Below are 11,427 nucleotides of genomic sequence, written 5' to 3'. Positions count from 1 at the left end.
TATTCCCACCCTACCTCTCGCCTGCTTTTTTTTTTTGGTTTGCTGTGTGTTTTTTTTTTCCGGGTACCGTCCCGCCGTCTCCGCCGCGGGGCGGCGGGGGGGGGCGCCCCCCGCCCCCCGACCACTTCTCCGCCAGCCTGGACGCCTTCCACGAGGAGGAGGTGCCCAGGAGGAGCGTCTTCGCGGTCATGCGGGCGCTGCTGGCGCGGGGCAAGGACCTCAGCTTCCATCTCACCGGGAGCGGGCCCGACGACCCCTACCTGCGCGACGTCACCGCGGAGATCCGGCGGGAGTTCCACGACCGGATCCCGATGCTGGTGGGGCGCGTGCGGCCGGTCGGCCGGGCCCGTGCCGCGCTCCGCCCCCTACCGGGCAGGGGCACCGTACCCGCACCGGCCGCCGGGACCGCCGGAACCGTGACGGGCTCCGGGGTCGCGCCCGCGCTGCCGTGCGCGATGGCCGCCTGGCCGACCGTCGGGTTCGACGGGACGATCACCGCGTGCTGCAACCAGGACGTCGTCGACCACCGCCCCGTCCCCGGCCACCTGCGCCTGGGGCACGCGGGTGCCGACGACTGGAGCACGGTCAGGGAGCGCTGCCTGACCTCCGGCACGCTGCGCGCCCTGAGAACGTACGGCCCGCTCCGGCTGGCCGGCGCCCCGCCGGGCCGGGGGTACTGCGAGACCTGCCGGGAGCTGGAGGTCACCCCTCCCCCGCACACGCCCGCCGCCGCCTTCCTGGAGCGGCGGGTCCTCGACATGCAGCTGGCCGGCGGCGGGGTGGGCTTCGCCGGGAGGTACGGCTGCCCGCCCTACGGCGACCTCGTCTCACTCGGCCACCCCGGGAGGAAACATGACCTTTGACCCCCTCGACGAGCTGGCCCGGGCGGGAATCGACCTCACCCTCGTCGGCCCCGAGCAGCGCGAGATCGTCCGCTCGCTGAGCGAGGCCGAGGTCGCGCTCCTGGTCTCCATCCACGGGCAGCTGCGAGAGGGCTCCCCCGAGGTCGAGGCCCACATCGTCGGCGGACTCCTGTTCTGATCGGGGATTGTCATGCGGTGCCCTTCCTGCCTGGCCGAGACGCCGGGACACCCCCGGTTCTGCCCGTCGTGCGGCACACACCTCGCCGCGCCGGCGCCGGTGGAGGTGCGCAAGATCGTCACAGTGGTCTTCTGCGACCTGGCCGAGTCCACCGCGCTGAGCGAGCGCCTCGACCCCGAGTCCCTGCGCGCGGTCCTGATCCGCTACTTCGCGCTCATGCGCGACCAGCTCGCCTGGCACGGCGGCACGGTGGAGAAGTTCATCGGCGACGCCGTCATGGCCGTCTTCGGCGTACCGGAGCTGCACGAGGACGACGCGCTGCGCGCCGCCCGTGCCGCGCTGGACATGCGGGCGGCGCTCGAACGGCTCAACGACGACCTCGACCACGATCTCGGGATCCGGCTCAGGGTCCGCATCGGTGTCAACACCGGCGAGGTCGTCACCTCCGGCCTCACCCGCGGTGAGCAGGCCCTCGTCGCGGGCGAGACGGTGAACGCCGCCGCCCGGCTCCAGCAGCTCGCCCAGCCCGGAGAGATCCTGCTCGGGCCCGAGACCTGGCGCCTGGTCGGCCCCTCCGCCGTGGGCACCACGGCCGGCCCCCTGACACTGCGCGGCAAGCGGCATCCGGTCACCGCGTGGCGGCTGGTCTCGATGCGCTCCGACGACCCTGCCGTGATCCGGCGGTTCGACATCCCGTTCGTCGACAGGCAGGAACCGCTGCGCGAGCTGGACCGGACCCTGGACGGGATCATCAGCCACCGCCACTGCCGCATCGTGACCCTGCACGGCGAGGCGGGGGTGGGCAAGACCCGGCTGGCACGGCTGTGGGCGGAGCGCGCGGAACAGCGGGGCGTCCTCGTCGGTTCCGGCCGCTGCCGCCCGTACGGCGCGGGCGGCACGCTGCTCGGGGTGGCGGAGGCGGTGCGCGAGCTGGTGACCGTGGGCACGCCCGACCCGCGGGCCCTCGCCGTGCTCCGCGACGGCCTGCTGAAGGACGGCACGCCCAACCCCTCATACCAGGAGACCTCCTGGGCACTGCGCAGCGTCCTGGCCGGACTCGGGCGCTCCACGTACGTGCTGATCGTGCTGGACGACGTGCAGTGGGCGGGCGGCCCGGTCTTCGACACGCTCGGCCGGCTGGCCGAGGAGCTGAGCGAGGCGGCGGTGATGGTGCTCTGCGTGACGCGCTCCGACCTGTTCGACCGCATGCCTGGCTGGCAGGTCGCCTCCCGGCTGGCGCTGCCCCGGCTCGGCCCGGCCGACTCCCGGCTCCTGGCCTCCGGGCTGGCCGAGGTGACGCCGCACGACGACGCCCTGCTCGACCGGATCGCCGACCGCTCCGAGGGCAACCCCCTGTATCTGGAGCAGCTGGTGGCCATGCTCGGCGACGGCGGGGAGCCGCACGGCCTGCCGCTGACCGTGCACGCTCTCATCGCGGCCCGCGTCGACAGGCTGGGTCCCGCGGCCAGGGAGGTGCTGGAGTGCGCCGCGGTGGTCGGCAGGGAGTTCACCGCCGGGGAGCTGCGGGCCGTCTCGGGGACCGGCGAGCCCGGCGCTCCGCTGGAGGAGCTCCGGCGCAAGTCCTTCATCGAGCATCGTACGGAGGCGACGTTCCGGTTCACCAGCGGCCTCATCCAGGAGGTCGTCTACGGTGGCATGGCCAAGCGGCGGCGGGCCGAGCTGCACGAGCGGTTCGCCGGCTGGCTGGCCGCCGGAGAGGGCGGGGACGAGGCGGTCGGCACGCACCTGGAGCAGGCATACCGGCACCGCGCCGACCTCGGCCCTCCCGACGAGCACACCGCGCGGCTGCGCGACGGGGCGGCGGCCCGGCTGTCGGAGGCCGGCACCCTCGCGCTGCGCAGGAGCGACCTGTCCAGAGCGGAGAACCTGCTCAGCAGGGGGGCCGCGCTGCTGGGGCCGGCCCACCCCGGCTGGCCGCGGATCAGCGGGCGCGTCGCGGAGACCCAGATCACCCTGGGTGACGTCGAGCGGGGACGGCTGCTGCTCACCGAGGTGCTGGAGCGCGCGACCGGCGACGCCGACGCGGTGGTGGCCGCCCACGCCTCGCTCTACCTGAGCCACTTCGACCCGGCCGGCTCCTCCGAGGTCGCGCGCCGTGCCATACCGGTCTTCGAGGCCGCCGCCGACGACCTCGGACTGGCCAGGGCCTGGACCATGGTCGCCCAGGAGGCGCAGGGGCGCGGCAGGTTCGCCGAGACCAGGGAGATGTTGCAGCGTGCCCTGGAGTACGCCACGCGGTCCGGCGCCGAGCTGGAGCGCGCCACCATCCTGGGCAACCTGGCGGCCTCCCTCTGGCTGGGCCCGGAACCGGCGCCCGTCGCCATCTCCAGGTGCCGTGACCTGCTGACCGCGCACGGCAGGGACCGGGGGATCGTGCGCGCCGTCGTCGGCTGTCCCCTGGCGGTCCTGCTGGCCACGCGGGGAAGGTTCGACGAGGCCAGGACCACCCTCGCGGCGGCCGGGCGTTCCCTCGCCGACCTGCGGCACGCCTACGCCGACGCGTTCATGCCGATCTTCTCCGCGGCCGTCGAATCGCTGGCCGGACGCTGGGACCTCGCCGAGGACCTGCTCCGCCAGGCATGCGCCAGGGCCGGGGCGCTCGGCGACAGCCAGCTCCTGGTCACCGCCTCACGTGACCTGGCCGGCACGCTGCTGCGCCGGGGAGACCTGGCCGGGGCCGAGCTGTGGGCGGGCACGGCCCTGGAGGGCTCGCCCCGGGCCGCCCCGATGAACACGGCCGAGCTGCACGCGATCCAGGCCGAGGTGCTCGCCGCCCGGGGCGCCACGGAACCCTGCCGGGAGCTCATGGACCTGGCCGTACGCGAAGCCGGCGGCACCGACTCCCCCGCCTGCCGCGCCACGGTGCTGCTCGGCAACGCCCGCGGCCTCGCCGTCCTGGGCGCCCACCGGGAGAGCGAGGCCGCGGCGCGCGGCGCGATGGCCGAGTTCGCGGCCAAGGGGCACCTGGTCGGCAGGGGATGGGCGCTGGCGCTGGCGGGCCGGCGATGACCGCCCGTCCCGAGCTCACCTGGCGGCTCGGCGCCGAGGACGACCTCGCCGACATCACCGTGTCCGCCGCGGGCAACGCGGCCATCACCCCGGAGTGGGCGTGGCAGGGCGCCACCGGGCGCGGCGTGCGGGTCTGCGTGGTGGACAGCGGGGTCGACCGCGACCACCCGCTGCTCGCCCCGGTGCAGGCGACCCATGCCGTGGTGACGGGCCCGGACGGTAAAGCCGTCGTGCGGGAGAGCGACGCCGCCGACACCTGCGGGCACGGAACGGCGTGCGCCGGGATCATCCGCTCGATCGCGCCCGAGTGCGAGCTGCACAGCGTCCAGGTGCTGGGAGCGGGCTTCTCGGGAACCGGTGACGCCTTCGTCACCGGGCTCCGCTGGGCCATCGAGCAGGGCTTCGACGTGGTGAGCCTGAGCCTGTCGACCAACAGGAGGCACCTGGCCGAACCGCTGCGCGAGCTCGGTGACCTCGCCTACTTCCGCCGTACGGTGCTCGTGGCGTCCGCGCACAACCTGCCGGTGGAGAGCTTCCCCTGGCGGTTCTCCTCGGTGATCTCCGTGGGAAGCCACGCCGGGGCCGATCCCGGGCTGATCCTGTACAACCCTCGCCCGCCCGTGGAGTTCTTCGCCCATGGATCCGACGTGGAGGTGGCCTGGCCCGGCGGCGGGCGCACCCGGTGCACCGGGAACAGCTTCGCGACCCCTCACGTCGCGGCCCACTGCGCGCTGATCCTGAGCAAGCACCCCGGGCTGACGCCCTTCCAGGTGAAGACCGTCCTGTACCTGACCGCGCAGAATGTGAGGAATCTCGATGATGGTGAACGGTGAGATGATCGCGGCCGTCTCGGCGGCGGTCGCCGGCTCTGAGGCGGAACACCGCCTCCTGCTCCAGTCGATCGTCGACACCGCACGCGTGATCTTCGGGGCCAAGGCGAGCTCGATCTTCCTGGTGAACGAGGAGCACGGGGACCTCGTCTTCGAGGCGGTCTCCGGCGAGGGCGAGAAGGTGCTCGTCGGACGGCGCTTCCCCGCCACGCGGGGCATCGCGGGGTGGGTGCTGAGCGCCGGGGACGCGCTGATCGTCGACGACCTGTCGACGAGCACGGTGTTCGCCCGCGACATCGCCGAGTCGACCGCGTACGTGCCGGGTGGGCTCATGGCGGTGCCGCTCGTCCACGACGACGAGGCGCTGGGCGTGCTGGAGGTGCTCGATCCTCACCCACAGGCGCGGGCGGCCATCGACGAGCTGGCCCTGCTGACGCTCTTCGCCGCGCAGGCGTCGGCGGCGCTGCGGATCGTGCAGCGCAACCGCCACGCCCTGCGGGTGCTGGAGGGCACCGGGGCCGAGTTCGGCGACCTGCTGTCCATCGTCTCCGCGCTCGCGGGCGGGACCGAGGAAAGACGGCGGGCCGGACTGCGCCTGCTCGGTTCACTTCACGAGCTCCTGGTTGACAATCAGAGCTGACTACTTCAGCAGAAATCACCGGTTTACTAATAGATAGGCGCATATATCATGACAATTCTGTGAGCCCGCCTCCACATAACCCGGTCAGATTTCCGCAGCCGCCTGGACAGCCAATGGAGAATCCCCCGTGGGTGCAACCGTAGTGCGCGAGAAGGCGGAGGCGGGAGAGACCACCTTCGCCGTGCTCGGCCCTCTTGAGGCCCGCCGCGACGGCAGCCTGGTCCCGCTCGGGCCCTTCAAGCAGCGCGTGCTCCTGTCCCTGCTGCTCTGCCACGCCAACAGGATCGTCCCGGTGGACCAGCTCAGCACCGCGGCGTGGAGCGAGGAGCCCCCCAGGACCGCGCTGAAGAACGTCCAGGTCTACGTGTCCGCGCTGCGCAAGAACGTGCTCGGGGAGGCCGACCGCGACCGGCTGGCCTACCGTCCTCCCGGCTACCAGCTACGGCTCGGTCCCCAGCAGCTCGACATCCTCGTCTACGAGACCCTGGCCCGCAGGGGCCGCCAGCACCTGCGCGACCGCGAGATCACCAAGGCGGTGGGCCCGCTCCACGAGGCTCTGCGGCTCTGGCGGGGCGACCCCCTGCCCGACATGGCGCACGTGCCGCTGATCAGTGACGAGCTCTCCCGGCTGCGCAGCGAGCGCATGTCGGTGTACGAGGACTGGGCCGAGGCGGAGCTCAGCCTCGGACACCACACGCACATCATCGGCTCCCTGGAGGAGAACGTCCGGCGCCACCCGCTCAGGGAACGGCTGCGCAGCACGCAGATGATCGCACTGTTCCGCTGCGGGCGGCAGTCGGAGGCCCTGGCGCAGTACGAGGACATGCGCCAGACACTGGCCCGGGAACTCGGCCTCCAGCCCAGCCCGGTCCTCGAACGGCTCTACCGGGCGATCCTCGCGGGTGACCCGTCCCTGGACGGCCCGTCGGCCGGGGGCCCGCCACACCTCGGCGGCGCGGCCGTGATCAGGTCGCACCCCACCGCGGGCCACGGCCAGGAGGTGATCGCCCACCTCAGCCAGCTCCCCCGCGACCTGGCCGACTTCACCGGCCGCCGCGAGAGCGTCCAGGACATCCTCGACGTCTTCCGCACCCGCCGGCACAGCCCGCCGGTGGTGATCTCCGGCCCGGCGGGAGCGGGCAAGACCGCGCTGGCCGTGCACTCCGCCCACCTGCTGCGCGAGCGCTTCCACGACGGGCAGCTCTTCGTACGGCTGCGCACGGCGGGCGGCCGGGAGCGTTCGATTCCCGATGTGCTGGCCGAGATCCTGCGCACCTGCGGCTTCGAGGGCGACCCTCCGCGCCGGGCCGGCGAGCGGGTCGCCGCCTGCCGGGCCTGGCTGGCCGAGCGCAGCATCCTGCTGATCTTCGACGAGGCGTCCACCGCGGCGCAGATACGGCCCCTGCTCCCCGGTACCGGGGACAACGGAGTGCTGATCACGAGCAGGAGGCGGCTGAGCGCCCTGGAGTCGGCGCACCACGTGGCGCTGGAGACCTTCACCCCCGCGGAGGGCGTCGAGTTGCTACGGCGGACCGCCGGTGCCGAGCGCGTCGACGCCGACCCCGCGGCCGCCCTGCGCGTGGTCGGCACCTGCGCCAACCTTCCGCTCGCCGTCCGCATCGCCGGGGCGCGACTGGCCGCCCACCGTCACGTCAGGCTCTCCCTGTTCGCCGACCGCCTCGCCGACGAGCACTCGCTGCTGGACGAGCTGTCGGTGGACGACCTGTCACTGCGCACCTGCGCGGCCACCTACGAGCGCGATCTCGGCCCCGAACTGTGGACCTCGCTGCGGCGCCTGGGCGCGCTGCCGAGCGGCGAGTTCACCGCCGACGATCTGGCCGCGCTGCTCGACTCGGACGTGCGGCTGGCCGCCGACGTCGCCGACAGGCTCGCCGAGGCCAACGTGGTCACCGCGGAGCCCAGCCCCTCCCCGGTCTATCTGATCGCCGACTGGCTGCGCCTGTACGCACGGGAGCGGCTGCAGCGGGAGGAGTCGGCGCCCCAGCGCACCGCGGCCGGGGAGCGGCTACGCCGCGCCCGCACCCGCGCGTAGCCTGGCACGGCGCCCGTCCCGCTAAGGCATGTCACACGATGAATGGGCAGATAAAAGGACTTCCTCTATTTTGCCTAACGGACCACCGGCGAACTCCCCGCCCAGAGAAAGGGAATTCATCCGGCGGCCAAAAATCCCGGCCGCTCCCTCCCGAATTCCGCTTTTCCGGCTAACCCGATATCATCCGGCAGTCCCGATACGGCCATGCATAACCGGCCGGTTTACAGATCCATAAAAACCTGCCGACGAGGGCCGGGTCCCGCACCCGTGCGGGACCCGGCCCTCGTCGGCCGCGGCGGTTCACCGGCACCGGTGGACCGCCATGGCGCGCCGGATCCAGGAGATCATGACCGGCGTCGTCACCCGCGGCGGTTCACCAGCGCTGGTGGACCTGGGGGCGGATCAGCTCGTCGTAGATCTCCCGCACACCCTGGAGAGTGGCCTCGGGCAGCGCGTCGAACGCGGCGGCGGCCGCGTTGGCACGGGCCTGGGCCGGGTTGCGCGCACCGGGGATGACCACGGAGACGCCGGGCTGGTCGATGATCCAGCGCAGCGCGAACTGCGCCATGGTGATCTGGGGCGGCACCAGCGGGGCCAGGCGGCGCACCGCCTCCAGGCCGGTGGCGTAGTCGACCCCGGAGAAGGTCTCGCCGACGTCGAAGGACTCGCCGTGCCGGTTGAAGGTGCGGTGGTCGTCGGCGGCGAAGACCGTGGACTCGTCGTACTTGCCGGACAGCAGGCCGCTGGCCAGCGGGACGCGGGCGATGATGCCGACCCCGGCGGCGGCCGCCGCCGGGAGCACCTTCTCCAGCGGCTTGAGCCGGAAGGCGTTGAGGATGATCTGAACGGTGGCCACATTCGGCCGGGCGATCGCGGTCAGCGCCTCCTCGCAGGTCTCCACGCTCACCCCGTAGGCGGCCACACGGCCCTCCCCCACGATGGTGTCGAGGGCGTCGAAGACCTCGTCCGAGGAGTAGACCGGGGTGGGCGGACAGTGCAACTGCACCAGGTCGAGGGTGTCGACGCCGAGATTGGCCCGGGAGCGGTCGGTCCAGGCCCGGAAGTTGTCCAGGGTGTAGGCGGACGGCTCCTGGGCGACACGGCGACCCATCTTGGTGGCCACGGTCAGCCCGGGCCTGTCCTTGATCAACTGCGAGACGATCTGCTCGCTCCGTCCGTCGCCGTACACGTCGGCGGTGTCGACGAAGGTGACCCCGGCGTCCACGGCCGCGTTGAGGGTGGCCAGCGCCTCGTCCTCGCCGACCTCACCCCAGTCGGCCCCCAACTGCCACGCGCCGAGCCCGACGACGCCGATCTGCCTGCCGGTTCTACCCAATTCACGCTGCTGCACATCAGCGATCGTAGCCCGCGCGACGCGATGGGATCACCGGTGTCCGGGGCGGGGCGGTCCCGGCCGCCCCGCCATGGGCAATCCTCACCAAACGGGCGTGAAACGCCTTCTACTCCGGTGTCTTCGACACCACATGGGCGTCAGGCCCAGGAAAAACGAGGCTCTCGTGCTGGTCGTCCTCCCAGCGGACCACGTAGGGCGGGCTTCCGTCCTGGTGATGGAGTTCGACGATGAACCCGATCTTGCGAGGGTCGCCGCTGTGGGTCCCCTCCACGATCAGCTTGTCACCTATGGTTGCCTTCACTGTGGCCTCCTGGATCACAGGTGCCGGCTCTCCGGGCATCCCTCTCCTCCCATGGCACCATCCCGAGGCGCATACGTCCAGGTGGGAGGCACATTGGGGCGGCCGAACGGTTCGGTCGGCCGCGGAATTCCCGCATATGAGCCGACACTGGGATAGTGAGGCCATGCACGCACTCGACGTTCTCGGTGACCCCGTCCGGCGCCGGATCCTGGAGTTGCTCGCCGATGGCGAGCGGGCGGCCGGCGAAATCAGCGCCGTGGTGCAGGAGGAGTTCGGGATCTCCCAGCCCGGCGTCTCGCAGCACCTGCGCGTGCTGCGGGACAACGGGTTCGCGACCGTGCGCGCCCAGGGAACACGGCGCCTGTACGCCGTCGACCCCGCCCCGCTACGGGAGGTGGACAGGTGGCTCGACCGCTACCGGCACTTCTGGACCCAGCGCCTCGACGCCCTGGGCACCGAGATCGCACGGGGAAAGCGGGAGCGCCGCGCCGGAGAGGCCCGCTGAGGCCGTCCCCGCCCGGAGGACCGCAGAGGCGCACAGGCGTAACGGAGGGCGAGACGACATCTCTATTGACGGAACCTTTGGGAGCGGTCTAGCGTGGCGGAAGAACCACCAGCCGCAGGAGAGAACCATGACCCAGGTAGCCGTACCAGGCTCCGGGTCCAGCCTGCCCTGCTTCAGGGATCCGATGCGGATCCACCCACCGCGCAAGGGCCTGCGCCCAGGTACCGCCGCCGGGGATCCGCAGACTCCCTTCTGACCCTGGCGTCGCGGCGGGCTCCGCCGCACGACCGGTTCGTGCGGCCTCTCCCGTCGCGTTCCCGCCCGGATCACGTGTCCCGCCCCGGCGAGCACTTTCTGAGACGACCCCGAGCACTCGGAGCGCATCATGACCACAGACCTTTCCTCATCCCCCATTACCGGCCCCTCCGCCTGGCGCGGTGACGAGCTGGCCGGATCGACCGAGTGGATCTACCTTCTCAACGACGCCGAGCGTGAGGAGCTGGAAACCCTCGGCCGCCGGTTCGTCGAGGACGACCCCGACCTGCGCGACGTGACCGCGGAGAGCTACCCGCTCGTCGCCGCGCGCGGCATGATCGAGGAGTGCGCGCGGCAGATGGACGCCGGGCGCGGCTTCATCCTGGTCCGCGGCCTGCGCACCGCCGAGTACGGCGACACGCTGGCCGGCGCGATCTTCTTCCTGATGGGCCTGCACCTCGGCACGCCGATGGAGCAGAACCAGCTCGGCAACGTGCTCGACCACGTCATCGCGACCTCCAACAAGACGCTCGACGACCCCGGAGCGCTGCCGTCGCGGGTGCGCGACCGGCTGCCCTTCCACTCCGACAGCTCCGACGTGGTGGCGCTGCTGTGCCTGCGCGCGTCCAAGGAGGGCGGCTCCAGCAGCCTGGTGAGCGGCACGACGATCTACAACGAGATCCTGCGCCGCCGCCCCGACCTCGCTCCCCTGCTGTTCGAGCCCTGGCACTGGGACTGGCGGGGCCAGGACCCCGACGCCCTCTCGGACACCTACGTCTCCCCGATCTGCAGCTACGTCGACGGGGTCTTCAGCACCTACGCGGGCAGCACGATGATCTTCTCCGCCCAGAAGTACCCCGGCGTGCCGCAGCTCACCGAGGCGCAGATCGAGCTGCTGCACCTCTACGACGAGATCACCCAGGAGCAGGGGCTCCCGATCGACATGGACTTCCAGCCGGGTGACGTCCAGTGGCTGCTGAACTACGCCGCCCTGCACTCGCGGACCAGCTACGTCGACTGGCCCGAGCCGGAGCGCCGCCGGCACCTGCTGCGCCTGTGGCTCAAGCGCGACGTGGGCCGCCCGCTCGTGGAGGGGTTCGGCAAGAACGTCGTGAAGGCGAGGGGTGACGGGGAGGGCAAGAAGCCGCTGCCGGGCGGCAGCTTCCGCATCGCCGAGGCGGTCGTGCCCAACCAGGACTGGGGCAACTGACCCGCGCCACACAGAAGAGACGGCCGGTGGGATCTCTCCCACCGGCCGTCTCACGTTCGGGGCCTTCGGACGCCCCCCAGCGGTCCTCAGGGGCCTCTCGGTGCCCCGTTCCGCCCCGCGAGGCCCCGGTGGGTCATTTAGGGGCACCAAAACCCGATAGGGAGAGGGGGGGGTTGGGGAAGAGGGTTGTGTTGAGAGTGTATATATA

Annotated in this window: 10 protein-coding genes; 8 read left to right on the top strand and 2 right to left on the bottom strand. The window is 72.0% G+C overall.

The window, feature by feature from the left end; genetic code table 11:
- The first annotated feature begins 161 nt into the window (after nt 1-161).
- The 6 genes from ABT130_RS45295 (at nt 162) to ABT130_RS45270 (ending at nt 7,594) form a co-directional block, all read left to right on the top strand.
- Nucleotides 162-863 (top strand): hypothetical protein, encoded by a 702-nt coding sequence (locus ABT130_RS45295; RefSeq protein WP_350966153.1) that lies wholly within the window; start codon nt 162-164, stop codon nt 861-863.
- Nucleotides 853-1,041, top strand: a complete 189-nt coding sequence (locus ABT130_RS45290) for an aroma-sacti cluster domain-containing protein (protein WP_350928622.1) — start codon at nt 853-855, stop codon at nt 1,039-1,041. Before ABT130_RS45295 ends, ABT130_RS45290 begins: the two co-directional genes overlap by 11 nt.
- Before the next feature lie 12 nt (nt 1,042-1,053).
- A complete protein-coding gene (locus tag ABT130_RS45285; protein ID WP_350966152.1) occupies nt 1,054-4,071 on the top strand; it encodes an adenylate/guanylate cyclase domain-containing protein in 3,018 nt (1,005 codons plus the stop codon).
- Nucleotides 4,068-4,904: a S8 family peptidase gene (locus tag ABT130_RS45280; RefSeq protein WP_350966151.1), complete on the top strand. Its 837-nt coding sequence runs from the start codon at nt 4,068-4,070 to the stop codon at nt 4,902-4,904. Before ABT130_RS45285 ends, ABT130_RS45280 begins: the two co-directional genes overlap by 4 nt.
- Nucleotides 4,888-5,541: a GAF domain-containing protein gene (locus tag ABT130_RS45275; RefSeq protein WP_350928616.1), complete on the top strand. Its 654-nt coding sequence runs from the start codon at nt 4,888-4,890 to the stop codon at nt 5,539-5,541. Before ABT130_RS45280 ends, ABT130_RS45275 begins: the two co-directional genes overlap by 17 nt.
- Nucleotides 5,542-5,668: 127 nt before the next feature.
- A complete protein-coding gene (locus ABT130_RS45270) occupies nt 5,669-7,594 on the top strand; it encodes an AfsR/SARP family transcriptional regulator (protein ID WP_350966150.1) in 1,926 nt (641 codons plus the stop codon).
- Between the two features lie 373 nt (nt 7,595-7,967).
- Here the strand turns inward: ABT130_RS45270 and ABT130_RS45265 are convergent, their stop codons facing one another.
- Both ABT130_RS45265 and ABT130_RS45260 read right to left on the bottom strand, forming a co-directional pair.
- On the bottom strand, nt 7,968-8,945 hold the full coding sequence (locus tag ABT130_RS45265; protein WP_350966149.1) for an aldo/keto reductase: 978 nt from the start codon (nt 8,943-8,945) through the stop codon (nt 7,968-7,970).
- A 109-nt stretch (nt 8,946-9,054) separates the two neighbouring features.
- The gene (locus ABT130_RS45260; RefSeq protein ID WP_350928610.1) at nt 9,055-9,249 is read right to left on the bottom strand and encodes a DUF1918 domain-containing protein; all 195 of its coding nucleotides are present in this window, start codon (nt 9,247-9,249) and stop codon (nt 9,055-9,057) included.
- Nucleotides 9,250-9,412: 163 nt separating this feature from the next.
- On the opposite strand from ABT130_RS45260, the gene ABT130_RS45255 reads away from it, so the two are divergent.
- Together ABT130_RS45255 and ABT130_RS45250 are read left to right on the top strand one after the other, a co-directional pair.
- Nucleotides 9,413-9,754: an ArsR/SmtB family transcription factor gene (locus ABT130_RS45255; protein ID WP_350928608.1), complete on the top strand. Its 342-nt coding sequence runs from the start codon at nt 9,413-9,415 to the stop codon at nt 9,752-9,754.
- A 385-nt stretch (nt 9,755-10,139) separates the two neighbouring features.
- Nucleotides 10,140-11,219, top strand: coding sequence for a TauD/TfdA family dioxygenase (locus ABT130_RS45250; RefSeq protein ID WP_350928606.1), 1,080 nt, complete (start codon nt 10,140-10,142; stop codon nt 11,217-11,219).
- Nucleotides 11,220-11,427 lie beyond the last annotated feature (208 nt).

The sequence above is a fragment of the Streptosporangium sp. NPDC001681 genome, assembly GCF_040298085.1.
Classification (GTDB): Bacteria; Actinomycetota; Actinomycetes; order Streptosporangiales; family Streptosporangiaceae; genus Streptosporangium.
The sequence above is the reverse complement of the archived record's forward strand: the minus strand, read 5'-3'. Positions and strand labels throughout refer to the sequence as shown.